Origin of the sequence: Acidovorax kalamii, assembly GCF_002245625.1 — a bacterium.
Taxonomy (GTDB): domain Bacteria; phylum Pseudomonadota; class Gammaproteobacteria; order Burkholderiales; family Burkholderiaceae_C; genus Acidovorax; species Acidovorax kalamii.
On the sequence record NZ_NOIG01000005.1, the window covers coordinates 69,977 to 93,345 of the forward strand.

The 23,369-nt window shown below is 66.1% G+C and carries 27 protein-coding genes, 1 tRNA gene and 1 riboswitch; of the genes, 8 read left to right on the forward strand and 20 right to left on the reverse strand.

Going from position 1 to position 23,369, the window contains the following annotated elements:
* Positions 1-60: 60 nt before the first annotated feature.
* Positions 61-1,080, reverse strand: a complete 1,020-nt coding sequence (locus CBY09_RS07915) for a TRAP transporter substrate-binding protein (RefSeq protein WP_094288238.1) — start codon at positions 1,078-1,080, stop codon at positions 61-63.
* Between the two features lie 156 nt (positions 1,081-1,236).
* Between CBY09_RS07915 and CBY09_RS07920 the strand changes: the two genes are divergently transcribed.
* From CBY09_RS07920 to CBY09_RS07930, 3 genes are all read left to right on the forward strand, one after another.
* Positions 1,237-2,211 carry a LysR family transcriptional regulator gene (locus tag CBY09_RS07920; RefSeq protein ID WP_094288240.1) on the forward strand — a complete coding sequence of 325 codons (975 nt, stop codon included), beginning with the start codon at positions 1,237-1,239 and terminating at the stop codon, positions 2,209-2,211.
* Between the two features lie 114 nt (positions 2,212-2,325).
* Positions 2,326-2,811, forward strand: a complete 486-nt coding sequence (locus CBY09_RS07925; protein ID WP_094288242.1) for a hypothetical protein — start codon at positions 2,326-2,328, stop codon at positions 2,809-2,811.
* A 137-nt stretch (positions 2,812-2,948) separates the two neighbouring features.
* A riboswitch (FMN riboswitch) is annotated at positions 2,949-3,119 on the forward strand.
* Positions 3,120-3,271: 152 nt separating this feature from the next.
* On the forward strand, positions 3,272-3,832 hold the full coding sequence (locus tag CBY09_RS07930; RefSeq protein WP_094288244.1) for a 6,7-dimethyl-8-ribityllumazine synthase: 561 nt from the start codon (positions 3,272-3,274) through the stop codon (positions 3,830-3,832).
* Between the two features lie 116 nt (positions 3,833-3,948).
* On the opposite strand, the gene CBY09_RS07935 is transcribed toward CBY09_RS07930, so the two are convergent.
* On the reverse strand, positions 3,949-5,544 hold the full coding sequence (locus tag CBY09_RS07935; protein ID WP_094288246.1) for a methyl-accepting chemotaxis protein: 1,596 nt from the start codon (positions 5,542-5,544) through the stop codon (positions 3,949-3,951).
* A gap of 304 nt (positions 5,545-5,848) precedes the next feature.
* Between CBY09_RS07935 and CBY09_RS07940 the strand changes: the two genes are divergently transcribed.
* Positions 5,849-7,495, forward strand: a complete 1,647-nt coding sequence (locus tag CBY09_RS07940; protein WP_094288248.1) for an ankyrin repeat domain-containing protein — start codon at positions 5,849-5,851, stop codon at positions 7,493-7,495.
* Between the two features lie 69 nt (positions 7,496-7,564).
* On the opposite strand, the gene CBY09_RS07945 is transcribed toward CBY09_RS07940, so the two are convergent.
* Together CBY09_RS07945 and CBY09_RS07950 are read right to left on the reverse strand one after the other, a co-directional pair.
* Positions 7,565-8,839, reverse strand: coding sequence for a CaiB/BaiF CoA transferase family protein (locus CBY09_RS07945; protein ID WP_094288250.1), 1,275 nt, complete (start codon positions 8,837-8,839; stop codon positions 7,565-7,567).
* Positions 8,840-9,052: 213 nt separating this feature from the next.
* Entirely contained in the window at positions 9,053-10,249 is a 1,197-nt protein-coding gene (locus CBY09_RS07950; RefSeq protein ID WP_094288252.1) for an acyl-CoA dehydrogenase, read from the reverse strand.
* Positions 10,250-10,428: 179 nt separating this feature from the next.
* Here CBY09_RS07950 and CBY09_RS07955 point away from each other — a divergent pair, with 179 nt between their 5' ends.
* Together CBY09_RS07955 and CBY09_RS07960 are read left to right on the forward strand one after the other, a co-directional pair.
* Positions 10,429-11,373 carry a LysR family transcriptional regulator gene (locus CBY09_RS07955; protein WP_094288591.1) on the forward strand — a complete coding sequence of 315 codons (945 nt, stop codon included), beginning with the start codon at positions 10,429-10,431 and terminating at the stop codon, positions 11,371-11,373.
* Between the two features lie 87 nt (positions 11,374-11,460).
* Positions 11,461-11,676, forward strand: coding sequence for a hypothetical protein (locus CBY09_RS07960; RefSeq protein WP_094288254.1), 216 nt, complete (start codon positions 11,461-11,463; stop codon positions 11,674-11,676).
* 67 nt (positions 11,677-11,743) lie between these two features.
* Here CBY09_RS07960 and CBY09_RS07965 read toward each other — a convergent pair whose 3' ends face one another.
* Positions 11,744-13,312 (reverse strand): tetratricopeptide repeat protein, encoded by a 1,569-nt coding sequence (locus CBY09_RS07965; protein WP_094288256.1) that lies wholly within the window; start codon positions 13,310-13,312, stop codon positions 11,744-11,746.
* A gap of 366 nt (positions 13,313-13,678) precedes the next feature.
* On the opposite strand from CBY09_RS07965, the gene CBY09_RS07970 reads away from it, so the two are divergent.
* Positions 13,679-14,560, forward strand: coding sequence for a DUF6279 family lipoprotein (locus CBY09_RS07970; protein ID WP_094288258.1), 882 nt, complete (start codon positions 13,679-13,681; stop codon positions 14,558-14,560).
* Positions 14,561-14,657: 97 nt separating this feature from the next.
* A complete protein-coding gene (locus CBY09_RS07975; protein ID WP_094288260.1) occupies positions 14,658-14,837 on the forward strand; it encodes a hypothetical protein in 180 nt (59 codons plus the stop codon).
* Positions 14,838-14,892: 55 nt separating this feature from the next.
* On the opposite strand, the gene CBY09_RS23835 is transcribed toward CBY09_RS07975, so the two are convergent.
* From CBY09_RS23835 to CBY09_RS08040, 15 genes are all read right to left on the reverse strand, one after another.
* Positions 14,893-14,974, reverse strand: a tRNA-Leu gene (locus CBY09_RS23835).
* 72 nt (positions 14,975-15,046) lie between these two features.
* The gene (locus tag CBY09_RS07980) at positions 15,047-16,072 is read right to left on the reverse strand and encodes a site-specific integrase (protein WP_240515638.1); all 1,026 of its coding nucleotides are present in this window, start codon (positions 16,070-16,072) and stop codon (positions 15,047-15,049) included.
* Between the two features lie 8 nt (positions 16,073-16,080).
* Positions 16,081-16,287: a DUF4224 domain-containing protein gene (locus CBY09_RS07985; RefSeq protein ID WP_094288262.1), complete on the reverse strand. Its 207-nt coding sequence runs from the start codon at positions 16,285-16,287 to the stop codon at positions 16,081-16,083.
* Positions 16,288-16,322: 35 nt separating this feature from the next.
* The gene (locus CBY09_RS23950; RefSeq protein WP_205734113.1) at positions 16,323-16,463 is read right to left on the reverse strand and encodes a hypothetical protein; all 141 of its coding nucleotides are present in this window, start codon (positions 16,461-16,463) and stop codon (positions 16,323-16,325) included.
* On the reverse strand, positions 16,441-16,698 hold the full coding sequence (locus CBY09_RS07990) for a hypothetical protein (RefSeq protein ID WP_094288264.1): 258 nt from the start codon (positions 16,696-16,698) through the stop codon (positions 16,441-16,443). The genes CBY09_RS23950 and CBY09_RS07990 overlap by 23 nt, the downstream gene beginning before the upstream one ends.
* Positions 16,682-17,230: a hypothetical protein gene (locus CBY09_RS07995; protein WP_133066252.1), complete on the reverse strand. Its 549-nt coding sequence runs from the start codon at positions 17,228-17,230 to the stop codon at positions 16,682-16,684. Before CBY09_RS07995 ends, CBY09_RS07990 begins: the two co-directional genes overlap by 17 nt.
* Complete coding sequence (locus CBY09_RS08000) at positions 17,223-17,591, reverse strand: hypothetical protein (RefSeq protein WP_205734114.1); 369 nt, start codon at positions 17,589-17,591, stop codon at positions 17,223-17,225. Before CBY09_RS08000 ends, CBY09_RS07995 begins: the two co-directional genes overlap by 8 nt.
* On the reverse strand, positions 17,591-18,502 hold the full coding sequence (locus tag CBY09_RS08005) for a hypothetical protein (protein ID WP_094288268.1): 912 nt from the start codon (positions 18,500-18,502) through the stop codon (positions 17,591-17,593). The genes CBY09_RS08000 and CBY09_RS08005 overlap by 1 nt, the downstream gene beginning before the upstream one ends.
* A complete protein-coding gene (locus tag CBY09_RS08010) occupies positions 18,499-18,960 on the reverse strand; it encodes a phage N-6-adenine-methyltransferase (RefSeq protein ID WP_240515639.1) in 462 nt (153 codons plus the stop codon). Before CBY09_RS08010 ends, CBY09_RS08005 begins: the two co-directional genes overlap by 4 nt.
* A gap of 31 nt (positions 18,961-18,991) precedes the next feature.
* A complete protein-coding gene (locus CBY09_RS08015) occupies positions 18,992-19,672 on the reverse strand; it encodes a hypothetical protein (RefSeq protein ID WP_094288272.1) in 681 nt (226 codons plus the stop codon).
* A gap of 67 nt (positions 19,673-19,739) precedes the next feature.
* Positions 19,740-21,497, reverse strand: coding sequence for a DNA cytosine methyltransferase (locus CBY09_RS08020; RefSeq protein ID WP_094288274.1), 1,758 nt, complete (start codon positions 21,495-21,497; stop codon positions 19,740-19,742).
* A gap of 75 nt (positions 21,498-21,572) precedes the next feature.
* Complete coding sequence (locus tag CBY09_RS08025; protein WP_094288276.1) at positions 21,573-21,863, reverse strand: hypothetical protein; 291 nt, start codon at positions 21,861-21,863, stop codon at positions 21,573-21,575.
* A complete protein-coding gene (locus CBY09_RS08030) occupies positions 21,860-22,513 on the reverse strand; it encodes an HNH endonuclease family protein (protein WP_094288278.1) in 654 nt (217 codons plus the stop codon). The genes CBY09_RS08025 and CBY09_RS08030 overlap by 4 nt, the downstream gene beginning before the upstream one ends.
* Positions 22,510-22,914, reverse strand: coding sequence for a hypothetical protein (locus CBY09_RS08035; protein ID WP_094288280.1), 405 nt, complete (start codon positions 22,912-22,914; stop codon positions 22,510-22,512). Before CBY09_RS08035 ends, CBY09_RS08030 begins: the two co-directional genes overlap by 4 nt.
* Before the next feature lie 130 nt (positions 22,915-23,044).
* Positions 23,045-23,272, reverse strand: a complete 228-nt coding sequence (locus CBY09_RS08040) for a hypothetical protein (protein ID WP_094288282.1) — start codon at positions 23,270-23,272, stop codon at positions 23,045-23,047.
* Between the last annotated feature and the right edge of the window lie 97 nt (positions 23,273-23,369).

Genomic DNA, 23,369 nt, shown 5'->3' on the forward strand with positions numbered 1-23,369 from the left:
CGTCGCAAAAGAAGGGCCGGGCGCAGCCGGACACTGCGCCCCGGGTAACAAACCAGTGGCTTACTTGCCGCCCCGCGCCTTGGCCAGCTCGCCCATCAGCTCGCTGGTGGTCTCTTCACCAAACTCCTTGCCGTACTTGGCCAGCACGGGTTGCAGCTTGGTGCGCAGCTTGGCCTGCTCGGCGGCGGGCAGCTCGGTGATCTGCATACCGGCCTTCTTCAGCTCGCCCAGGGCGGTTTCGCTGAAGGCGCGGATGGTCTTGCGCTCAAACAGCGTGGCCTCGCGCGCGGCCTCCTGCACGATCTTCCTTTCGTCGGCCGAGAGGCCGTCCCAGGTCTTCTTGGACATCAGCAGCACCCAGGCGCTGTACATGTGGCGCGACAGCACCAGGTGCTTTTGCACTTCATAGAACTTGCTGGCCAGGATGGTGGCGGGCGGGTTTTCCTGGCCGTCGACGGCCTTTTGTTCCATGGCGGTGTACAGCTCGGTGAACGGCATGGGCGTGGCGTTGGTGCCCAGCGCGTTGAAGGTGTCGAGGAACAGGGGGCTCTGGATCACGCGCAGCTTCAGGCCCGCCAGATCGTCGGCCGTGTTGATGGGTCGGCGCGAGTTGGTCACATGGCGGAAGCCGTTTTCCCAGAAGCCCAGGCCGATCAGGCCCTTATCGGGCAGCATGGCCAGCAGCTTCTGGCCGAAGGGGCCGTCGAGCAAGGCGTCGGCTTCGGCCTCGGTGTTGAAAGTGAGAGGCAGGTTCAGCACGCCAAAGGGCTTGATCAGCGACATCAGCGTGGAAGAGTCCGGAATCGTCATCTCCAGCGTGCCGCCGCGCAAGGCCGAGGTCATGCTCACGTCGTTGCCGAGGGCGCCGCTGGCAAACAGCTTGGCGTTCATCTTGCCGCCGCTCTTGGCCTGCAGTCGCTCGGCAAAGTGGCGCACGGCCTGGGCCTGCGGGTGGTCGTCGCTCAGGCCGATGCCGACCTTGAAGGTGTGTTCCTTGACTTGGGCCGCGACGGGGGCGGTGAGGGCGGCCAGCAGCGTAGCGGCAAGCGCCAAGGATTTGGCGAGGGAATTGAATTGCATGGTGTCTTGTCTCCGTTGGAATGGCTGACCCCGTTGGCGAGGCCTTCGGCGCCTGCGGCTTTTTTGGGGCCAGCCGTTATCGACGCAGAGCGAAGGTTAGGTTTCACGCCCCGGCCGGTCCACTGAATGTTTTGCGACAATCCATTCCAATCGCTTATGAGTCCAGACGAATTTCCGGGTAAACCCTTGTCTTTGGCGCAGGCCTGCGCGCGGCTGCGCTTTCGGCATTTGCAGTTTCTGGACATCCTGGGCCGCACGCGCAACCTGCGGCTCACGGCCGAGCAGATGCACGTCACGCAGCCTGCGGCCACCAAGATCCTGATGGACATCGAGGAGATCCTGGAGGCGCGCCTGTTCGACCGCCTCTCGCGCGGCATGCGGCCCAACGAGCTGGGGCTTTTTACGCTGCGCTACGCCAGCGCAGCGCTCGATGGGCAGCGCAAGTTTGTGGACGAGTTCAACGCCCTCAAGCAGGGCGGCCACGGGCACCTGACGGTGGGGGCCATCACCGGCTCGGCCGCGCACGTGCTGGTGGCGTCGGTGGTCGAGATCCAGCGCCTGCGGCCCCTCTTGGTCATCAAGATCCTGGAGCAGAGCAGCGACCAGCTCATCGCCTGGCTGGCCGAACGCAAGATCGACCTGATGATCGGCCGCTTCACCACCGAGGACCAGCGCAGCCAGTTCCATTACGAGCACCTGTCGGCCGAGCCGCTGCATGTGGTGGGCGGGCAGCACCACCCGCTGCGCGGCGCCACCGACCTGTCGCTCACCGAGCTGGCGCACTGGCCGTGGATTCTGTACCCCGCCTCCACGGCGGTACGCAAGGTGTCTGACGACCTGTTTGGCGGCGCGGGCCTGGCGCTCACGGCGGGGGTGGTGGAGACGCCGTCCTTTTTGTTTGCGCTGGAGCTGATGAACACCACCCACATGATGTCGCTGCAGCCCGCCGCGCTGATCCAGAAATACGTGGACCGGGGCCTGCTCTCGCGCATCCCCGTCGAGCTGCCCGACCGCATGCCGAGCTATGGCCTCATCACCCGCCTGGGCGAGCCCCTCACACCCTCGGCCCAGGCCTTCATCGACGTGCTGCGCGAGACGGCGGGCGTGGCGCCGGACGTTTTGGGGGAGTGACCCGGCCCGGGCGACGCATGGTCTTTTCGATAACCAACGGTTATTGAAAATTGGGGCCGCCAAGCCCTGCCGTTATGCTCTGCGCCCTTTCCCGCAATCCAGGCCTTTTTCTCCATGACCGACGCACCCGACATGCCCGACACCATCCAGGAACCCCGCTGCTGGAGCGATGGGCGCTGGACGGCGCAGGTCATCAAGAACGAAGACGACGACGGCTGGGCCGTGGCCATGACACTGAAGGGCGAGGCCGAACCCGCGCTGGTGGGCCCCTGGACCATGGGCCGCGACAAGAAGAACCCCAAGCCGCTCGATGTGTCGGCCTTCCACACCCTGGTCAAGACCGCGAGCGAGGTGGTGCGCCGCCATGAGCAGCAACTGCACGCGCAGCTGAACAAGAGCGTGCACGTCACCACCGCAGACGGCCAGCGCCTGCGCGTGGCGCTGGCCATCGTGCCCGATGAAGAAGGCGCCACGGCCACGCTGAGCGCGCAGGACGAGCTGGGTGAAGAGGTTGCCCGTGCGTCCGCGCCGCCCACCTTCAAGCTCACACCCGCCAGCGCAGCGGCCTGGGCCGAAGGCGGGTTTCAGCGCGTGCGCTGAGCAGACTTCGGCATTCAATACAGCCCACCGCCGCAGAAACCGGCACTGCCAGTGCAGGCAATCGCCTGCGTGACGGCGTGCTGCGTGCCCGCCGCCTAAAATCCCACCTGTCGGCCCCGGATGACCTTCGGGGCCGACAGCGTTCTCAGGGCGGGGCGGAATTCCCCACCGGCGGTATTTGTTGGCTGAAAAGCCCGCAAGAGCCCGCGAGCGCCTGCGGTGCCGTTTTTCGGAACAGGCCTGCAGGGTCAGCAGATCTGGTGCGATGCCAGAGCCGACGGTCACAGTCCGGATGAAAGAGATCGCGAAACCCACAGCTCCCGCCATGGGTGGCTGGGCCTATGGTGTTTGCCTGCGTGTTTTCAAAGCCCGCGTGCAAGCGCCTGAGGCCTGCGCCGCCCTGTGCAGGTGCCGTGCTCGCGCGCGCCCTGATTCTGGTACGACCTGTTTTGAGGAACCCATGAATCAGTCTTCTGCTACTTCTTCCGTCTCTCCCCTGGCCCCCGTCGCCGCCCACCGTGGCGCCCGCGTGGCCATCATCAGTGCCAGCTGGCACCAGGACATCGTGCACCAGGCGCGCGACGCGGCCCTGGCCGAGTTCGACCGCCACGGCCTGCCGCCCGCGCAGGTGGCGCTGTTCGACGTGCCCGGTGCGTTCGAGATTCCGCTTTTGGCCCGCAAGCTCGCGCGCAGCGGGCGCTACGACGCCATCGTGGCCTGTGCGCTGGTGGTCAACGGCGGCATCTACCGCCACGAGTTTGTGACCACCGCCGTCATCGACGGCCTGATGCGCGTGCAACTCGACACCGAGGTGCCCGTGATGTCGGCCGTGCTCACGCCGCGCGACTTCCATGACCACGAAGACCATGTGCGCTTCTTCCGCGAGCATTTTGTGAAGAAGGGCACCGAGGTGGCCCAAGCCTGCTTGCAGACCATGGCCTACCTGCGCAAGCTGGCATCGCCCACGCTGGCCACCCCCCAGCAGGCCACGCCTGCGGCGGTTGAGGCCGTGGCTGCCTGAGCGGGCCTGGCACCGCACCACTGCCGCGCCTGCTAACGCCGTATTGCTATTAAATATATAGCTATATAGGCATGGTGGACGTGCGGTAACGGCCTTTTTTATCCATAAAAAGCCGCTCAGGTCGCGGCCAGCCGGGGCTGGCGGCCCATGGGTGCCGTGGGGTGTGCCAGGGCCGGGGCATCTGTCTCTGCCAGCCGGAACACTGCCACCGCCTGCACCAGCTGCTGCGCCTGCACCTTGAGGCTGTCGGCGGCGGCTGCACTTTGTTCGACCAGCGCCGCGTTCTGCTGCGTGGCCTGGTCCATCTGCATCACCGCTTCACCCACCTGGGCCACGCCCGCGCTCTGTTCGCTGCTGGCCGCGCTGATCTCGCCCACGATGTCGGTCACGCGGCGGATGGAGGCCACCACCTCGGTCATGGTGGCACCCGCCTTGTCCACCAGCGTGGTGCCCAGCTCCACGCGCTCCACGCTGGCGTGGATCAGACCCTTGATCTCCTTGGCGGCTTCGGCGCTGCGCTGCGCGAGGTTGCGCACTTCGCTGGCCACCACGGCAAAGCCCCGGCCTTGTTCACCAGCCCGGGCCGCCTCGACGGCGGCATTCAGCGCCAGGATGTTGGTCTGGAAGGCAATGCCGTCGATCACGCTGATGATGTCGGCGATCTTCTTGCTGCTGTCGTTGATGCCCTTCATGGTGGTCACCACCTCGGCCACCACGTCGCCGCCCTGCACGGCCACGGTGCTGGCGCTCACCGCCAGCTGGTTGGCCTGGCGCGCGTTTTCGGCATTGGCCTGCACGGTGGAACTCAGCTCTTCCATGGATGCCGAGGTCTCTTCCAGCGCGCTGGCCTGCTGCTCGGTGCGCGCACTCAGGTCGTTGTTGCCCTGTGCGATCTCGGTGCTGGCGGCGGCCACGCTGTCGGCGTTGTTGCGCACGTTGCTCACCACGCGCGACAGGCTTTGCTGCATGGCATGCAGTGCGTTGAGCAGCATCGCAATCTCGTCCTTGCCCTGCACATGTGCGGCCACGGTGAGGTCGCCGCTGGCCACGGCCTGCGATACGCGCACCGCGTTGTCCAGCGGGTTCACCACCGTGCGGCTGAAGGCCACGGCCCCCGCAATGCCCAGGGCGCATACCACCAGCATCACGCCCAGGCTGATGGTGGTGGCGCGCTGCGCGGTGGCGGCGGCGCGTTCGGCCACCTCGCTGCTGGCCTTGGCAATCAGGTCGCCCGCCTGGTCCAGCAGCTGCGAGGGCTCGCGGTCCATGCCCGCCACGGCCTTGTCGCCCGCCTGCGGGTCGTGGTCGGCGGCCTTGAAGGCCTCCAGCCCTTTGCGGTAGGCCGCACCCATGCGCTCGTGCGCCTGCGCAAACTGGCTCACGCGCTCGCGCCCGTCGCCAGGGGGCAGGGCGGCCATGAGCTTTTGCGCCTCGTCCTTGATGGCCTTTTCCTGCTTTTCAAATGCGGTCCAGTAGCGCGTGAGCTGGGCCGGGTCCTTGCCGCGCAGCAGCACGTTTTTCCATTCCTGCACCTGCACCTTGAAGCTGTTGAGCATGGACGAGGCCCGCCGCTCGTTTTCATAGCTTTGCGCCACCGTGGTCTGGTAGGTGTCCAGGGCCTGGTTCAGGCGGCTGATGCCAAACAGCGCCGCCGCAAACAGCAGCAGCAAGGCCACTGTGAAGGCGAGGGGGAGCTTGAGGCTGAGCTTCATGGCGGACTCCTTGGTTTTGTGGCAACCAGCGTGGGGGAGTGAAGAAGACTGCAGATAGGCACCAAAAACGCCGCTGGGGCCGCGAAATGGGGGCTTCACCGCATTGTGGAGCGTTTGTAATTTTTTGTACAAACATTTTGCTGGGCGGCGCGGGTAAGATCCCGCCCTGCGCGGAAGCAAGCCGCGCCCGGGCCTGCGGACAGGGTGCAACCCACTTGCCGACTAACTCCTTGAGTTTGTTCATCACTTCCCCTTTGTGCTGCCGGAACTGCAGGCCGTCGGCGTTCGATGCACGGAGGTACTCGTGAAACGTCTTCCCCCCCGGCCCGACCTGGGCCATCTCAAGAAACAAGCCAAAACCCTGCTGGCCGAGGCCCGCGCAGGCGATGCCGCCGCATTGGCGCGCCTGGCGCCACTGGCCTTGCCCGCAGGCACCGACCTGCGTTTGCACCACGCGCAGTGGTGCCTGGCGCGTGAGCACGGCTTTGCCTCGTGGCCGCAGTTCCAGGCCTTTGTGCTGGCGCGCCGTGCGCTGGCAGACGACCCCGCACGTGCCGTGCTGCTGTGGCTGCGCCTAGTCTACGCAGGCGACATCGCCGGTGGCAACCACACGGCGCGGCCCGCGCTGGCCGAGCAGCTCTGGGCCGAGGGCGCCGTGCCGCAGGCGGAGCAGGACATCTGGCTGGCCTGTGCCGTGGGCGATGTGGCCCGGCTGCGCGACCAGGTGGCGCGCGACCCCGCCTGGGTGCACCAGCCCGGCGGGCCGCTGCAGCTGCCGCCGCTGCTCGCCGTCACCCATTCCAGCCTGGCGCGGCTGCCCGCGTTTGCCGACCGGCTGCAGGCCTGCGTGGCCCTGTTGCTGGAGGCAGGCGCCGATGCGAACCAGCGCGTGGGCAGCCGCTGGCCGCCCGCATCGCTGCATGCGCCCGATGCCGCGCACCCGCTGTCGGCCCTGTACGGCGCGGCCGGTGCCCACCACCACGCGGGCATCGCCCGGCTGCTGCTGGATGCGGGCGCCAGCCCCAACGATGGCGAGTCGCTGTACCACGCGCTGGGCAGCCTGGAGTGCACGCGCCTGCTGCTGCAGGCCGGTGCGCGCGTGCCGGGCACCAACGCGCTGCACCGCGTGCTCGACATGGACGACCTGCCTGCACTGCAGCTGCTGCTGGCCCATGGCGCCGACCCCAACGAACCCCTGGGCGGCAGCGCCCCCGGCACCGCGCCGCTGCTGTGGGCGCTGCGCCGCCGCCGGTCGCTCGCGCATGTGCAGGCGCTGGTGGCAGCCGGGGCAGACCCGCAGGTGTGCACGGCCGAAGGCACGCCCGCGCACCTGCAGGCGCTGCGCTACGGCTTGCCGGATGTGGCGGCTTTTTTGCGTGGCGTGCTGGGCGTGGCAGCGCCTCCCGCCGACGAGCGTTTTGTAGCGGCCTGTGCGCAAGGCGACGAAGCCCAGGCGCGCGCACTGCTGGCCGCGCAGCCTGGCCTGGTGCAGGGCTTGTCGCCCGCCCATCAGCGCCTGCTGCCCGAGCTGGCCGCGCAGCCGGACTGCGGCGATGCCGTGCGGCTGATGGTGCGTCTGGGCTGGCCTATCGACACGCCGGGTGGCGACTGGGCGGGCACGGCGCTACACCATGCCATCTTCCGGGGCGATGCGGCGCTCACCCGCTTTGTGCTGGAGCATGGCGCGCGCTGGCAGGCGCAGCACGGTTTTGAGGACAACGCCTGCGGTGCGCTCTCCTGGGGTTCCATCAACACACCGGAGCCAGGCGGCGACTGGGCAGGCTGCGCACAGGCGTTGCTGGACCACGGTCTGCCCCCCGCTGCGCCGGACCCGAATGGATCGGATGCCGTCTGGCTGGACGGCCGCCTGATGCACTTCTCTGACGAGGTGACGGACTGCCTGCTGGCGGCGGCAGAACTGCCGGTGCAGTCCGCGCAGTCCGTGCAATAACCCCGGAAGCACCAACGCCCCGCATCCTGTCGGCGCGGGGCGTTGTGGCGTGGATGGAAAAGCGTGCCGCTACACCACGCCCTGGGCCCGCAGCGCGGCAATGCGCGCCGCATCCAGTCCCATCTCTGCAAGCACTTCATCGGTGTGCTGCCCCAGCGCAGGCGGCGCATTGCGCAGCACCGGCGGCGTGGCCGACAGGCGCAGCGGGCTGGCCACGCCTGTGATCTGCTGCACCTTGTCGGTGGCGGCGTCGCCGTCCTTCCAGCGCGGCAGCGTCACGGCCAGGCCACGGGCCTGCACCTGCGCGTCGTCAAACGCCTGGGCAATGGTGTTGATGGGGCCGCAAGGCACGGCCTTGTCTTCCAGCAGCGTGATCCATTCGGCTGTGGTGCGCGTGCGGGTCACGGCCTCCATGGCGGGGATCAGCGCGGTGCGGTTTTGCACGCGCAGGGTGTTGGTCGCAAAGCGCGGGTCGCTGGCCCACTGGGGCTGCTCGGCGGCGGCACAAAAGCGCTGGAACTGCCCGTCGTTGCCAATGGCCAGCAGCATGTTGCCGTCGGCGGTGGGGAAGTCCTGGTAGGGCGCGAGGCTGGGGTGGCTGTTGCCCATGCGCCCGGGCGCCTTGCCCGTAGCGAGGAATCCCGAGGCCTGGTTGGCCAGCACGGCCATGCCCACGTCGAGCAGGGCCATGTCGATGTGCTGGCCCTGGCCCGTGCCGTTCACCGCGTTGTCGCGCACGTGCAGTGCGGCCAGGATGGCGTTGCTGGCGTACAGGCCGGTGAACAGGTCGATGACGGCCACGCCCACGCGCATCGGGCCGCCGCCGGGCTGGTTGTCTGCCTGGCCGGTGATGCTCATCAGGCCCGTCATGGCCTGCACCATCAGGTCGTAGCCTGCGCGCTCGGCGTAAGGCCCGTCTTGTCCAAAGCCGGTGACGGAGCAGTAGATGAGGCGCGGGTTGAGTGCGCGCAGGCTTTCATGGTCCAGACCGTATTGCTTCAGGCCACCGACCTTGAAGTTCTCCACCACGATGTCCGCCTCCAGCGCCATCTGCTTGATGAGCGCCTGGCCCTCGGGCGAGGCCATGTCGATGGTGACGGAGCGCTTGTTGCGGTTGCAGGCGGTGTAGTAGCTGGCCTGGTTGGTGTCGTTGCCGTCCGCGTCCTTCAAGAAGGGCGGGCCCCACTGGCGCGTGTCGTCGCCCACGCCGGGGCGCTCTACCTTGACCACATCCGCGCCCAGGTCGGCCAGGATCTGCGTGCACCACGGCCCGGCCAGCACGCGGGAGAGGTCGAGCACCTTGATGCCTGCGAGGGCGCCAGCGTTGGAGGGGGAGGTGGTCATGGTTTTGATGAACTATGAATTTGATAGCTGCCAGTGCTTATCCAATAAGCGCTAGCGACCTAAAGTACTGGGAATTTGCGGCGATGCGCCCTGAACGCTCCCTCTCCCCTCGCGGGAGAGGGTTGGGGAGAGGGGCGATGAGGCATAACGTATGCGTCGCTGCCCCCTCTCCCCCTGCCCCTCTCCCGCGAGGGGAGAGGGGAGTTCCATACCTCAGTTCGAGAACGCAGCAATGCCCGTCTGGGCGCGGCCCAAGATCAGCGCGTGCACATCGTGCGTGCCTTCGTAGGTGTTCACCACTTCCAGGTTCACCAGGTGGCGGGCCACGCCAAACTCGTCGCTGATGCCGTTGCCGCCCATCATGTCGCGCGCCAGGCGGGCAATGTCCAGCGCCTTGCCGCAGCTGTTGCGCTTGATGATGGAGGTGCCTTCCACGCTGGCCGTGCCCGCGTCCTTCATGCGGCCGAACTGCAGGCAGGCCTGCAGGCCGATGGCGATCTCGGTCTGCATGTCGGCCAGCTTCTTCTGGATGAGCTGGTTGGCGGCCAGGGGGCGGCCAAACTGTTTGCGGTCCAGCGTGTACTGGCGGGCGGTGTGCCAGCAGAACTCGGCCGCACCCAAGGCACCCCAGGCGATGCCGTAGCGCGCGCTGTTCAGGCAGGTGAACGGGCCCTTCAGACCTTGCACTTCAGGGAAGGCGTTTTCTTCGGGCACGAACACGTCGTCCATCACGATCTCGCCGGTAATCGACGCACGCAGGCCCACCTTGCCGTGGATGGCAGGGGCTGTCAGGCCCTTCATGCCCTTCTCCAGAACGAAGCCGCGAATCGGGCCGACCGCGCCGCCTTCGGACACTTCCTTGGCCCAGACCACGAACACGTCGGCCACGGGGCTGTTGGTGATCCACATCTTGCTGCCCTTGAGCTTGTAGCCGCCGTCCACCTTGTAGGCGCGCGTGGCCATGCTGCCGGGGTCAGAGCCGTGGTCGGGCTCGGTCAGGCCGAAGCAGCCGATCCACTCGCCGCTGGCGAGCTTGGGCAGGTACTTCTGGCGCTGGGCTTCGCTGCCGAATTCATAAATGGGCACCATCACCAGCGACGACTGCACGCTGGCCATCGAGCGGTAGCCCGAATCCACACGCTCCACTTCGCGGGCGATCAGGCCGTAGGCCACATAGCTCAGGCCGGGGCCGCCGTATTGCTCGGGGATGGTGGGGCCCAAGAGGCCCACTTCGCCCATCTCGCGGAAGATGCTCACGTCCATCTTTTCGTGGCGGAAGGCGTCCAGCACGCGGGGTGCCAGCTTGTCCTGGCAATACGCTGCGGCCGCGTCGCGAATGGCGCGCTCGTCGTCGGTCAGTTGCTGGCTCAGAAGGAACGGGTCATCCCATTGAAAAGCGGCGTGGGCCATGTGTGTCTCCAGGTCGGAAAGGGGGTGAGGAAAAAACGAATCTGGGGCGCATCGTAGGCCTGGGGGCAGTGGCCTGCAAGCGAGTTCTTTTCATCCAGACATGCGTTTATGGAATGTATGGAATACTTGCCGCAGCTAGCTTCAAGGGCTGGTGGCTTCTTTACAAGTTCCTCTTCATCATGCGCCGCAACATTCCATCGACCCAAGCCCTGGCCTGTTTTGAAGTCGCCGCCCGCCACGAGAGCTACACCCGCGCCGCGCAGGAGCTGTCGCTCACGCAAAGCGCGGTGTCGCGCCAGATCCAGGCGCTGGAAGAGTTTTTGGGCGTGGCGCTGTTTCGCCGCACGCGCCACGGCGTGGTGCTGACGCCCGCCGGAGCGCACTACGGCCGCCAGGTGGCGCGCTGGCTGCAGGGGCTGGAGCGCGACACGCTCGATGTGATGGCCCACCAGGGCGAGGGCGGCACGATCACGCTGGCGGCAGTGCCCACCTTTGCCACGCGCTGGCTCATCCCCCGCCTGCCGCAGTTGGCACAGGCGCACCCCGACATCGTGGTGCACATCGACACGCAGACGCGGCCTTTTCTGTTTGCCGACACCACGTTTGATGCCGCGCTGTACGCGGGCACGCCCGAGCAGGTGAGCAACTGGCCCGGCGTGCAGGCGCAACTGCTGATGCACGAGGACGTGGTGCCCGTGTGTGCCCCGCGCCTGCTCGAATCGGCCGCGCCCCGGGGCCGGGGCCGCGCCCACCAGCCCGTGGCCGCTGAGGCGCTGGCCGAGCTGCCGCTGCTGCAGCAAAGCACGCGCCCGTATGGCTGGCGGCAGTGGTTTGATGCGATGGGGGTGGATGCGCCGCACGCGCTGGATGGCCCGCGCTACGAGCTGTTCTCCATGCTGGCCGTGGCCGCCACGCACGGCATGGGCGTGGCGCTGATCCCGCCGCTGCTGATCGAGGCCGAACTCGCCAGCGGCGAGCTGGTGGTGGCCTGCAACCGCCCCCTGCGCGGCGAGCGTGCCTACTACCTCATCAGCCCCGCGCAGGCCCAGCCGCCGGTGCTGGCCACCTTTGCGCGCTGGCTGCAGCACATGGCCGAAGCGGGTGGTGCCCCGGTTGCGGGATGACGCGCTTGCATTGCCCCTGGCGCTGAACTAATCTGGTTGCGCGGAAGTCAGTCTTTCTTTCACCAACCCCGTTGGAGAGCGACCACCATGACCACTTACCACGCTCCGCATTTCGATCCCACCGTGGACGAGATCGCAACCCTCAAGCAACTTGAGATGGGCGAAGTCATCACGCTGCCCCACGCGCTCAAGGACCATGTTTCCGGGCGCCTGCTGGAGTGGGGGTTTGTCACCAAGGGACCTGGGGGAGAGCTGTCCATCACGGCCAGCGGCCGCCAACTGATTCGGCGGCAGGACAACTAGGTTTTTTGCGGGGGCGGTCCTCAACAGCCCGGCCCTGCCTTTGGCAGCGCCCGTTCTCTGCCGGATATCACCCGCCCATCAGCCGCCGCAGCCAGGACTTTGGTTTTTCCAGATCGGCCAGGGTTTCGGCGCAGGTCTCTGCGCTGCTGGTTTGCCCCTCCAGCGTGTACAGGTGCTGGGCTTTGAGCAGCAGGGCCCGCGCTTCTTCCTTCTTGCCCAGCCGGCCCAGCGCCTTGCCCCGGCCCCAGTGGCAATAGGGCACGCTGATGCCCCGCGCAATCAACTGTTCAAACCGCTGCGCGGCCTGCGCATGGTCTCCGGCGTCGAGCAGCGCGGTGGCGTAGTTCAGGGCCACGGTGCCGTCGTCGGGGTGGGAGGCGCACCAGGCGTCGAACACCTGCAGCGCCTCCTTGGTGCGGTCCAACGCCAGCAGCGCACGCGCACGGTGCTCGCGAGGCGCCCACTGCGCGGGCTGCAGTGCCATGGCGACCTCTGCCACGGCCAGTGCGCGCGTGGCCTCGCCCTTGTTGGGGCGTCCGTTGTGCAGCAGGCAGAAGGCCAGGTTATTGAGGGCGCGGTAGCTTTCGGGGTCGTCGGCAATGGCCTGCTCGAAATAGGGGCGGGCGGCGTCAAGCTCGCCCATGTTCTTGTAGGTGGCGCCCAGCAGATTGGTCAGGAACTCGCCTTGCAGTTCGTTGGCCTGCTCCAGCGCCTGCAGGGCCTTCAGTGCGGCGGGGTAGTCGGCGCGGTCGAAATGGATCGTGGCCTCCAGCGTCAGGTGCTGGGTGGATGTGGGGTCTGCCTGCTTCAGCCGCTGCAGGTCGGCCAGCGCGGCGTCGAACTGCTCCAGGTCGCGGTAGCAGCGGGCGCGGCCAGCGCGGGGCCAGTCCCAGTCGGGTTCGCGCTCAAGCAGGTCGCTCCACTCGTCGATGGCGTCCTGGTAGCGGTCCAGCTTCTCCAGGCAGGCCGCCCGGTTGTGCTGCACGTTGTTGATGCGCCCCATCTTCTGGCGCGCAATGTCCAGAAACTCGATGGCTTTCCTGGGGCTCTTTTTCATCAGCAGCGTGCCCAGGTTGTATTCGATGGCCATGTGGTAGCTGTGCATGGGCACCTGCGCCGCGCGGATCAGGGCAATGGCCTCGTCCTCGCGGCCCAGCTCGCACAACACCTGCATCAGCAGGTTGTGCGCGCGAAAACTTGCGGGGTGGGCCTGGCAGGCCTGCCGGTAGCAGGCGGCGGCTTCTTCGGGCGCGTCCAGCGCCTTGTGGACCTTGCCCAGCGTGATCAGCGTGTCCAGGTGCGTGGGGTGGGTAGCCAGCACCTGTTGCCCCAGGGTCAGCGCCTCCTGCAGCGCGGCCCCGCCTTCGGCATGTGCAAGCAGGCAGCGCACCCAGGCATTGCCCCAGTGTGTGGCGTCCAGTGCCTGGGCAGCCTGCAGGTCGCTGCGCGCGGCCTCTGCATCTTCCAGCCGCAGGTGGATGCGAGCGCGGGCCTGCAGGGCCTCGCAGGCCGTTGGAAAGCGCTGGACGATAGAGTCCGCCAGCTCCAGGTCGTGGTCGTCGATGTCGTCGGCCGCCATCAGGGTGGCCAGCAATTGTTGAAGTTCGCCCGTTGCGGGTGTGGCGGTGGTGGTCATGGCGATGGAGTTCCCTCTCGGATGGGCGTGGCGCTGAGTGCATCCCTTGGGTCGCAGCCCCTGGTCCGGGGGGGAGGGGTTGCGTAAGGGGGCGAATTCAGCGTTCCCTGGTAGTTGGTCTTGTGCTCTGGGCGCGGCAAGATGGCGCGCGCTGTTTATAGAGGCTGTTGGCCCGTTGCAGCCCGCCAGAGGGCCTGGATTGGTAAGCAGATGTTTTGCGCCCCCTGTTTTGGCGAGGGCGTGGTGGGTGCGGTTGCGGGGCGGCGCACAGTGCCCAATTCAGTGGCACCTGCCGGGGTATTCGCGAGGGCAGGGCAGCCGCCGGGTTCTCGCTCTATCCTGCGGCCTTCTTTGCGAGGTCTGCGCATGTTTCCTCTTCGCACCACCCTGGGTGTGGTTGGCTTGGTGTTGGCCGGCCTGCTGATGGCGGGCTGCAGCACCGTGAAGCTGGCCTACAACCAGGCCCCACAGCTGCTGTCGTGGCAGCTCAACCGGTACCTGGACCTGACGCAGCCGCAGGCCGAGCGGGTGCGCGACGAGCTGGCCGACCTGCACCGCTGGCACCGCGACACCCTGCTGCCCGAGCACGCCGGGCTGCTGCAAAAGCTGCGTCAGCAGCTGCCCGCCCCCATGTCCGCCGAGCAGGCCTGCCGCGCCTATGCCGACCTGCGAACCCAGATCGACCAGCTGCTGGCCCGGGCCGAGCCCTCGCTGGTGTGGCTGGCCTCGGACCTGAGCGAGTCCCAGATCCGCAGCCTGCAGAAAAAGCAGGCCGACAGCAATGCCGATTGGAAAAAAGAGTGGCTGGACCTGCCCCCGGACAAGCTGCGCGAGCACCGCTACCAGCTGCTGCTGTCGCGCACCGAAGACTTCTACGGCACCCTGCAAGAGCCCCAGAAGGCCGCGCTGCGCAGCTACATCGCCCGGTCATCCTTTGACCCGCAGCGCACCTATGCCGAGCGCCAACGCCGCCAGCAAGACCTGGTGCAGGTGCTGCGCAAGATCGCCGCAGAGCGCGGCAACACCGAGCAGGCCCGCACCCTGCTGCGCGGCTACCTGGCCCGCCTCAACACATCCCCCGATGCCGCCTACCAGCGCTACGCCGCCACGCTGGTGGACGAAGGCTGCGCCGGGTTTGCACTGGTGCACAGCGCCATGACCCCCGCCCAGCGTCTGCAGGCTGTGGCCTCCATCGGGGCCTATGAGCAGGACTTCATCGCCCTGGCGGCGCAGCGCGTGGCGCCCTGACTGGGTGCAGCCAGGGTGGCAACCGGGCAACAAACCGATGGCATTGCCCGCCCATTGGAGGGATCATCGGGGCTCTTGGCACCTGCAGGAGACCCCCATGAACCAGGCTGTCTATCTGAAGCTCAAGGGCATCGTGATCCAGGACCTCATCAAAAACCCGCGCCGCGTGTCGTTTCACGAGCGGGAACTCAAGAGCGAAGGGCTGACGCCGGAGTACCGGCGCGCTGTGGAGGAGGCGCTGGAGGAGTTGCGCGCTGCGCAGCGGCGCAGGGGGTAGACACCCAGGCCAATAAAAAAGTCCGCAAGAGGCAGTGCTCTTGCGGACTTGTTCGTGGTGCCCGGGGCCGGAATCGAACCGGCACGCCTTGCGGCGGGGGATTTTGAGTCCCCACCAGAAACGAGCGCTGGCGCGGCCTGCGGGCCTATTTTTGGCGCATGGAGTCGGGAGTTTGTTCGCAGGATGGCGGAGTTTTTGCGCCTACGATTTCACCTCACCGCCCGCAGTGTCTGGGGCTTTGTCCGGTAGTGCTTTTCTGTCAGAGCCTTGCTGCTGTGCTGCAGCAGCTTGGCCGCCTGCTCCAGATCCTGCGCCAGGTCGGCGGCGAGCGAACGCATATCTCGCAGGTACATCGCCCTGATCCGTGCGCCCAGTTCCTTGTCCCCAGCCTTCTCGGCTTCCAGCGCGGCGCGGTCCCGGGCATCGTCCCAGCGGTCCCGCAGCATCGTCGGTGAGACCTGCCTCCCGGTGGCGGTGGTCAACAGCATGACGCTGTGCGCCCGCATCGCCTCGCGCCTGGCCGCCAGCGCCGTGAGCACGGGCGACTCTGCTACAACGAACCGCACCTGCTTGCCTGTTTTGCTCGCTCGGTGGGTGATGACGCCATCGACTGGCATGCGCACGGTGCGCGCGTCGGTTATTCGCATCCCCGTGGCAGAAGCAATGTCCATGCAGTCGCGCAGCACCTGGTCGGCCTGCGCATAGACGGCGGCGAACATGGCCCCTGTCACCTCAAACTCCCGGGCCTTCTCCGGGTTCTTCCAGCCCTTCACGTCGGCCGCTGGCCACGGTAGGCGCGTCATTCCCCACAGCTGGGCCTTGCCCCACACCACTCGCAGCAGCGACATTTCCCGGTTCCCCTGGGTCTTTGCGGTGCGGTGGTCAAGGTAGAAGCGCAGCGCGGGCAAATCCACCTCATCCCATACCATCTGCCCGAACACGGGCCGCAGCGCGCGCAGGTTCTTGGTGTAGCCCTTGCGCGTCTCGTCGCTGTCGTATGCCGGCAGCACCTCGTTCTCAAAGCGCGTGAGCGCTTCCTCGATGCGCCCGATGGTCTGCGGCCGCTTGTTGTGCAGCTGCTCCCACTGCTCAATCGCCCGGGCGTAGTCCTTGCCCAGGCGCACATCTGGCTTTCCTTCAGGCCGCATGTCGTACACGTAGTACACATAGGCCTGCCCACCCTTGCCACGGTAGACCTTCGTTCGCAGGCGTGGGTACTTCGTGATCTTGGCCATGGGCCCTCCTACCTGATTGCGGCCACGTTCATGCCAGCACGGGCCAGCACGGGCTTGCCCTCCAGCCACGATTGCACATGGACGCGCGACACGATCACCCGCGAGCCGTCCTGCTTGTGCGGAATGCTGCGGAACTTGAGCCAGGCCGTCTGCTCCGCGCTGCGGGCGTAGCCTGTGAGCTGGTGAAGCTCAGCATTGCTGAGATATTCGCTCATTCCTGACCTCCAAAAAGAAAAGCCCCTTGGCGGGGCTAGTGGGTTGTGGGAATTGGCTCCGGCTCTTCGCGCTCCGGTAGCTCTTCTTCATCCTGGTCGCGCTCATCGCGCCAGTCGGGCTGGAAGTCCCAGCGCTCGCGCTTGTCGCCGCGCTCACGTAGTCGGCGGGACGCCATGTGGTTCTCCTTCGCGCAGCTTCTGTGGATCCACCCCTGCCCAGGCCTTTGCACCGCGCTCGGTGAGCTTCGTGAGATCCGGCTCCGCAGACCGCCGCAGCGTCTCCGCTTCCACCAGCTCCGCGAACTTCTGATCCCGCACTTCCTGCCAGCGGTCATTGCTCAGGAGAGCTTGGCAGGCGTAGGTGCTGGCTTGATGGGCAAGGGCTTGGACTTTGTCAGGTGTCAGCGCCATGCTGGCCTCCTTTGATGCCGTGGTGCCGCTCTGCGAAGCGCACACCAGCCTCAAACAACGCAGCGCCATCCTTGAACACGGAATTCGGCGTCATCATCAAGCCGTCGTGCACGATCTGATGCTCCGTCAGCGGCACCGCCCCGGCCTGCGCCTGTGGTTTGGCGCCATGGTCTTCGCAACACCCGACAGTCCCACGGCTGCAATTGCGCGGCCCATGGTAGAACGGGTTTCTCCTGCATGGCGCCCCGGCCTGCGCCTGGGTGGTGTAGAGCCATTGGATTGGTAGGTTCTCTGCCTCGGCCAGCTTGCGCGCATGCTCAGGCAACCCGCCGACGAACACGCGGCCGCCAACACAGGCGCCCCACGGCTCCCCCGCCACTGCTGGCGGCGTGCCCCGTACAGCCTCCAGATTCGCGCGCACCGTCTCGGAGTCGTGGCACGCCTTGAACATCAGGCACGCTGCGTATGGGTGGTACTCGCCTGGCGTGCACGGCATCCCGCAGGTGCCGCATGGTCGTGTCGGCTCAGTCATGGTTTGCTCCTTGCTTGCACCCAATTGAACCCACTGCCAAATGACTGGACTCGCGCAATTTGCGAAGAAATTGAAAATCGTCCTGCGTCTTCGGGGTGCAGTTGCCGTACCGCAAGCCAACAATCCTTGGTTGGACGACGAGAAACGTAACGTCGCAACCTTCGGATTCGGCGGCCTCCAGCGTGCAATATGTGCCGTGAACTCCGCTTGTGGAAAACAAGACGAAATTCAGATCGTTTGCAGCCCCATCGGGGAACAACTGGCGCAGAGCTTCCATTCCATCGCCAGCGAGGCGCATGACGCCGTAGTAGGGATCGTCCTGCTCCCGGTTGGCGCTTTTTACTCTTTCCCAGAACTGCATCACACACCTCCTTGCTTGCGGGCTGCGAGAAAGGCCTTGGCGCGGACGAAAGCGCAGTTGGCCCGGTGTTCACCGTCCTGTTCGCCGCACTCGGGGCAGATGTAAAGCATCCGCCCGTCGTATTCGGTGCTGTAGTTATCGTGCTCGGCCAGCTCTTCCAGCAAGCCAACAGCTTCTTTCAGCCGTGCCGCATCCTCCAGCACGCTGTCTGCCGCCTGGGCGGGTGGGGTGGTGGCTGCGGCGAGCATGGCCCGGTAGCCTGCGTGGTTGAACGTGTGCGTCCTTAGCGGGTCCGATTCCTTTGCAGCGTCAAGATACGCCCAGCCCATGTGCAAAGTCGGCTCTTTCGGTGCCAATTTCCATCCATCCACCACCCCACCCGCTGGTGCCGTCACGCTGTCTGCCGGGGCACGGGCTGCGCGGTCGGCGTCAACGTAGGCGCGCATGGCGGCATCGCTGTGCCCCTTGCCGCCCATTTGATATTGCGGCTCGGGCAACTGCGGGTAGCCCAGCACGGGCGCTGGCCGGCTGTCTGCCTGGGGCGTGGGGGAGGGCTGGGGTGCTGCAGAGCAGATGACGGCACGGGCGTCTTCTATCAGAGACAGGAAAGAACCCTTGCACCGTATGAGCCCCTGCTTATCGACGTAGTGAGTTCCCTGCGCTTGGTCATCGCCCTCATCGGTTGCGACCGCCAGCCGCTTGGCAATCGCCAGCAGTTCGTCCATGCCTGCCGCAGCCGATGGGGCGGGCTGCTGTGCCTCTACCAGGGCGGCAAGGTGGTCTTCGTAGCGCACCCACGGCCCGTCTTTGTTCGGGATGACGGCAGGAACGTGTTTGCTGTCGATGCAGTCAACAACCTCGTAACGGGTGATGGTGCGCAGCGCTTCTGGCGCCCCTTGTTGGTTTGTCATGATGGGTCTTTCGAATTGACGACATGCCCAAGCCCAGCAGCCCGCAGCACGTCAGCGTTGTGTTTTCCGTAGGCGATCAGGCAGATTGGGGCCCCGCTGTTGAACGCGGCCCGCTCGCCCGATGGGTGGTGAAAATGAGGGCGCCCCCTGATGAACAGGACAGCATCCGCCACGCCCCAAACGCAGGCGTAGAACATGGCGGTTTCCGTCCTGGCCGGGACTAGGGCGATGCCGTTGCCGTGCTGCGCAAGCCGATTGAGCCACTTCACGGCCTCGCGCCCGAAGGGCGGGTTGCACCACACCCGGCCCTGCCATGGCTGGCTTAGGCCATCGTCGTTCACGTTCAGGTGCTTCGCCGCCGTGTCCCAAGGGCGCATGATTGGGGCGCATGGGTCCAGGTCAAACTGACCCAGTGGGCGCAGGATCTCCGGCGGGGTCAGCCATTCATCGTGCTTCATGGCGGCTGATTGATGCCCGGACAATCCCATATCACTCCCCCTTTCCGCTACCAGCGGAAGTGGTGGGTGGGGCGGCGAAAACGTTTTCTTCCGGGTTCATGTACTCCAAGGCAACCTTGGAAACCAGCGACCCATATGTGTGCGTTTCGCACATGTAGTCGGCGGGATTCCTGCTGCGCTTACCGCCAAGGTTGCATCTGTCAAGGTCTGACTGCACGGCCTGCCTGAGCAGCAGCCTCTGCCCTGCGGCAACATCCGCCCACCAGCCCTGCTGCTCTCTGGGAATCTCTCTGTCGATCTGCTTGCGGGACTTGATCTTGCAGCGATAGACCTGCAGCCCTCCCACCATTCCCTCTGGGGGAGAGGGGTGGGTGTAGAGGGGAGTTGGCCGCTCATGGTCTTCAAGGTACTGCTGAGCATCGTGTTGGCTCAGAAACACCATGTCTGGATCGCCCTCCTCAGTGCACACAAGGAACGCCACTGGCTCACTCCCAGCACTTGCTGCGATGGAGGCGACACCATCCCTGAAGCCTTGGGCGCTTGCTGTTGCCATGTCGGCAGCATCGAATCCGGAGGATTGCATGGAGGCGCGGCCCGCTTGGAATGCTGCGTGCCAGGCGCCACCTACGTCTGGAACGATGGCGTTTTCGTCGCAGTCCTTGAGATACGCGGTCAGCGCCTCGCGCTCCTTGCTGTCTGTTTTATCGGTCATGGGGAATCCTAAATAAACGGGCTCTGCGCTTGATGGCAAAGCGCTGGTAGCTATCAATTGCGTAGCGCTATGCGGCCTTGCGCATCACGCCGCTGGCAGTCTCTGAGTAGTTCGCGGCCACGATCAGCCGCATGGGCAGGGGGCTGACGCTGTTGCCCGCCATCCGCACCTGGGCGGTCTTCGTGAGCTTCTTGCCGCTGGAGGTGCGGTCGATCACGTAGTCCGGCGGGAAGTCCTGGGCGTTGTAAAGCTCGCGCGGGGTCAGCATGCGCAGCGTGATGTCCACGATCACCCAGGGCTCGCCCTTGAGCCACACCGTGACGAGCGCCAGGCGGTCGTGCGTGGTGATGGTGGTCACGGGGTCGCGCAGGTCTGCCCACTGGCCGCCGCTGGCGTGGTATCGCATCAGGAAGGCCGCGCAGCGCAGGGCGCCCGCCTCGTCGTCCTTGCCCAGCTCGTACTGCAGCAGGGCGTGGTGCTCGCCACCGGCAGAGACAACGGGCACCGGGTCGCGCGCATCGCGGCCGATGCTGTGCTTGCGCAGCGTGGTGAGGTGGGCCACGGCCAGCTGCTGCTGGCTGCCGCTGGTGGTGATGGTCGATACCCCGTCGCGCAGGTCGCGGGCGTGCACAGTGTTGTGTCCGCCGTTGACCTGCACCATGAAGGCCGTCGCCAGGCTCTGGCCGCCGCCGCTGGCAGTGACAGTGCCCACGGGGCCGGTGACATCGTTCACCCCGTAGCTGCGGCGCTTGCTGTCGCCGGAGCCTTCGCCGTGGCCTGCCTGCACGAGGTAGGCAGACGCAACCGCGTGCTTGATGCCGCCCGCCACCATGGTGCCGATGGCGGATTGGATGTCCATGGCGCGCGGGGCCTGGCCCACTGCCTCACCGTAGCCGGTCTGCACCAGAGTACGGGCCGCACCCTGAACGATGAACGGGTTGTCGCTCTCCAGAACGAAACGCTTCATGCCATAGGCGATGCGCCGCATGGTGGCCTCGGCCAGCTCCTTCTTGCGGCCGAAGATGCTGGTGCCTGGGATGCTCCAGTCGATGCATTCGGCGGCCTGCTTGTACGGCTTGAGCTTGCCCGTGGGGTTCTTGGCGTGGGTCAGTTCGGGCCACACGATGGGCAGGCCATCGCAGCGGGCGATCATGTAGAGCCGCGTGCGGGTGCTGCGGCAGCCCACCTTGGCGTTGCAGATCACCCGCCACTCGACCTTGTAGCCCATGGCCCGCAGACCTTCCACGAAGTGGTCCCAGTTGTGGCCCTTGCGCGTGGGGTCGGGCACCAGGAACTGATTGCCCCGGGGCACCACCTCGCCCGGGTCGGCCACGCGGTAGGTGGGCTTGCCGTTGGCGCCCAGGATCTTGTCCAGCGTGATGACGCGGCCAGTGGCCGGGTCGCGCTTCGCCACCAGCGGGGACCACTGCAGCATCTGCTCCACGTTCTCCAGCGTGATGACATCGGGCCGGGTCTTGCCCGCCCAGCGGTGCACCATCCAGGCCAGTGAGCGGATCTCCTGGCTGCGCGGCTGGCCGCCCAGCGCTTGGCTGTGGTGGGTGCAGTCGGGGGATGCATGCAGCAGGCCCACGGCCTCGCCACGCGTGACGGCCAGAGGATCTACCCGGCGGATGTCCTCCCGGTAGTGCCGGGTCTGCGGGTGGTTGATCTCGTGCATGCCGATGGCGTCGGCATCGTGGTTGATCGCTACATCGACGTGTCGGCCGATGGCCTGCTCGATGCCGGTGCTGGCGCCGCCGCCACCGGCAAAGAGGTCGATCACCAGTTTGGCGGACAGGGCCAGGATGAATTGGGGTGTGAGCATGGTTGTTCCGGTTGGGGCTTGGGCGGGCCAGAAACGAAAGAGCCCGCGTGTTGCGGGCTCTGTGTGGTGGGGTGATCAGTCCTGCAGCGTGTGCCGCCGCACGTTCGGGAACGGGTTGTGTGCGGTGGGCGCGCCCGTAGGCGCTGGCAGTGCTGGAGCATCCTGCTGGTCCCCAAGGAACTTCGACTTGTCGGCGCCTGTAGCTTTCAGGAACTCCACCTCGACCCGGGCCGTGTCCACCAGCACGCCAGCCACCTGGGCCACGGCGCGGGCGCGATCTGGTTCCATGGGGTTATCACGGTCCCGCAGGCTGGTAAGTGTGCCCATCAGGTGTTCGCGCAGTTCATTGATGTGTGGTGTGCTCATGTGGCTTGCTCTCTGACGATTCGGTTGACCTGGCGCGTGATGGCGCCCTTGAGTTGGTAGAGCTTGCGAAGCTCCGGGTCTTTGTTGGCGTGGTTCCTGCGGGCGTTCTCTGCTCGGCTGATGCACTCCACCTTGTCGATGGTGATTTCTTCCAGCGCGGCGGTTTTCATGCCGCGCTTGAACACCACGATATGCCCTGGCGGTACTGGGCCGTTCACCTCAACCCAGACAAGTTCTGAGACGCTACGCCAGCGCTTGCTGTTGCATCCCGGCTCTTCACCGATCTTGCGTTGCAGGGCTCCGTCCTTTGTGATGCGGTAGGAGCCCACCGGCATGGTCTGCATAGGCTTTCCGCCTGGCTTGAACTGGGTGGCCTGGGAGCCCGGCGCAACCCACCCTTTGCGGCCCTTGTTCCACGGCGTCATTCCGGGCGCGAAGCGCTGCCCGTTGTGCCTGCCGTCCTTGAAAAACCGGCCCGCCACATGCGTCTTGAAATACTGCGGTGACTTCTTGAGCCCTACGCTTATGGCGTGCTGGTAGATGGACGAACGCGAGCGCCCGAGGTGTGTTTCCAGTTCCTCCGGCGTACTGTCGGCGTAGTGCTTGCGCAGGTAGTCGTTTTCTTCAGGGGTCCAGGTTCTGCGATTCATGGTGTCGTCTGCCTTCTTTGCATGGGCACCAACCCTGCCCACGGGCTGGCGGTGGTCTGACCGGTGCGAGCCTTGCGCCTGGCCGCCCAAAGCGCGCGATTGCTCTGGTAGTAGCTGCGATCACGATCCCGCTTGTGCTGGGCGCCAAACTCTGGGCGCGGCGCGTCAGGACCAGGACCGGCGACATAGACCGGCGTCTCCCGACCTTTGCTGCCGTGCCGTGTCTGGTAGCGGACGATGCGAAAGAACTTGCCGGGGTGGTTATTCCTCGCGGTGGTCATGGCCGTGTTCACACGGTTGCGCGACCAGCCCAGGTACTCGACAAGCTCCGGAACGGTCATGGGCCCGCACTCTTTCAGCGCTGCGGTGATGGCGTCGCGCGTGATGGGAGGATTTGGCATGGTCAGTGGCCGCAGGGCAGGGCGCCGCCCACGGGCGTGCCGTCCGGGTTGACGGGGTGCATGCGTCCGCACCAGATGCAGCGCCTGTCTTCTGGTTTTGGGGTTGTTTCAGGCTGCGGTGCTTGTTGTGTCATGGTTTGTCGCTATTAAATTGATTGCGAAATGCCGCCACGGCCCGGCGCTGGATGGCCTGCACGACGATCTGCGCCTCTGGCGCGCGGAACCACTGGCGAACCTTGTTCAGGCTCTTGATGGTTTCGGCCTCGATTTCTTCCCGGCCTGGTTTCCCGGCGGGCCAGGTGGCGAAGGCCACGGAGGCCTCAAGCGCGCGGCATCGCCATTCGCGGCGCTTGCGCATCACGCGCAGGGTCTTTGGGTTCAGGCGTGGTTTTTGCGGGGGGGGTGAGCGGCCATGGTGTGGACTCCATGAAAAAGCCCGCACTGGGCGGGCTTGG

What these genes read in the sequence shown, in the direction of transcription:
- CBY09_RS08030 (WP_094288278.1), bottom strand. Translation starts at nt 22,513, where the DNA reads ATGAATCGCAGAACCTGGACCCCTGAAGAAAACGACTACCTGCGCAAG.
- CBY09_RS07950 (WP_094288252.1), bottom strand. Translation starts at nt 10,249, where the DNA reads ATGGCCCACGCCGCTTTTCAATGGGATGACCCGTTCCTTCTGAGCCAG.
- CBY09_RS07975 (WP_094288260.1), top strand. Translation starts at nt 14,658, where the DNA reads ATGAACCAGGCTGTCTATCTGAAGCTCAAGGGCATCGTGATCCAGGAC.
- CBY09_RS08040 (WP_094288282.1), bottom strand. Translation starts at nt 23,272, where the DNA reads ATGCGCAAGCGCCGCGAATGGCGATGCCGCGCGCTTGAGGCCTCCGTG.
- CBY09_RS07945 (WP_094288250.1), bottom strand. Translation starts at nt 8,839, where the DNA reads ATGACCACCTCCCCCTCCAACGCTGGCGCCCTCGCAGGCATCAAGGTG.
- CBY09_RS07985 (WP_094288262.1), bottom strand. Translation starts at nt 16,287, where the DNA reads ATGAGCGAATATCTCAGCAATGCTGAGCTTCACCAGCTCACAGGCTAC.
- CBY09_RS07990 (WP_094288264.1), bottom strand. Translation starts at nt 16,698, where the DNA reads ATGGCGCTGACACCTGACAAAGTCCAAGCCCTTGCCCATCAAGCCAGC.
- CBY09_RS08035 (WP_094288280.1), bottom strand. Translation starts at nt 22,914, where the DNA reads ATGCCAAATCCTCCCATCACGCGCGACGCCATCACCGCAGCGCTGAAA.
- CBY09_RS07930 (WP_094288244.1), top strand. Translation starts at nt 3,272, where the DNA reads ATGAATCAGTCTTCTGCTACTTCTTCCGTCTCTCCCCTGGCCCCCGTC.
- CBY09_RS07925 (WP_094288242.1), top strand. Translation starts at nt 2,326, where the DNA reads ATGACCGACGCACCCGACATGCCCGACACCATCCAGGAACCCCGCTGC.
- CBY09_RS08010 (WP_240515639.1), bottom strand. Translation starts at nt 18,960, where the DNA reads ATGAAGCACGATGAATGGCTGACCCCGCCGGAGATCCTGCGCCCACTG.
- CBY09_RS07960 (WP_094288254.1), top strand. Translation starts at nt 11,461, where the DNA reads ATGACCACTTACCACGCTCCGCATTTCGATCCCACCGTGGACGAGATC.
- CBY09_RS08015 (WP_094288272.1), bottom strand. Translation starts at nt 19,672, where the DNA reads ATGACCGATAAAACAGACAGCAAGGAGCGCGAGGCGCTGACCGCGTAT.
- CBY09_RS07915 (WP_094288238.1), bottom strand. Translation starts at nt 1,080, where the DNA reads ATGCAATTCAATTCCCTCGCCAAATCCTTGGCGCTTGCCGCTACGCTG.
- CBY09_RS07995 (WP_133066252.1), bottom strand. Translation starts at nt 17,230, where the DNA reads ATGACTGAGCCGACACGACCATGCGGCACCTGCGGGATGCCGTGCACG.
- CBY09_RS07980 (WP_240515638.1), bottom strand. Translation starts at nt 16,072, where the DNA reads ATGGCCAAGATCACGAAGTACCCACGCCTGCGAACGAAGGTCTACCGT.
- CBY09_RS08005 (WP_094288268.1), bottom strand. Translation starts at nt 18,502, where the DNA reads ATGACAAACCAACAAGGGGCGCCAGAAGCGCTGCGCACCATCACCCGT.
- CBY09_RS07935 (WP_094288246.1), bottom strand. Translation starts at nt 5,544, where the DNA reads ATGAAGCTCAGCCTCAAGCTCCCCCTCGCCTTCACAGTGGCCTTGCTG.
- CBY09_RS07970 (WP_094288258.1), top strand. Translation starts at nt 13,679, where the DNA reads ATGTTTCCTCTTCGCACCACCCTGGGTGTGGTTGGCTTGGTGTTGGCC.
- CBY09_RS23950 (WP_205734113.1), bottom strand. Translation starts at nt 16,463, where the DNA reads ATGGCGTCCCGCCGACTACGTGAGCGCGGCGACAAGCGCGAGCGCTGG.
- CBY09_RS07920 (WP_094288240.1), top strand. Translation starts at nt 1,237, where the DNA reads ATGAGTCCAGACGAATTTCCGGGTAAACCCTTGTCTTTGGCGCAGGCC.
- CBY09_RS07955 (WP_094288591.1), top strand. Translation starts at nt 10,429, where the DNA reads ATGCGCCGCAACATTCCATCGACCCAAGCCCTGGCCTGTTTTGAAGTC.
- CBY09_RS08020 (WP_094288274.1), bottom strand. Translation starts at nt 21,497, where the DNA reads ATGCTCACACCCCAATTCATCCTGGCCCTGTCCGCCAAACTGGTGATC.
- CBY09_RS08025 (WP_094288276.1), bottom strand. Translation starts at nt 21,863, where the DNA reads ATGAGCACACCACACATCAATGAACTGCGCGAACACCTGATGGGCACA.
- CBY09_RS08000 (WP_205734114.1), bottom strand. Translation starts at nt 17,591, where the DNA reads ATGCAGTTCTGGGAAAGAGTAAAAAGCGCCAACCGGGAGCAGGACGAT.
- CBY09_RS07965 (WP_094288256.1), bottom strand. Translation starts at nt 13,312, where the DNA reads ATGACCACCACCGCCACACCCGCAACGGGCGAACTTCAACAATTGCTG.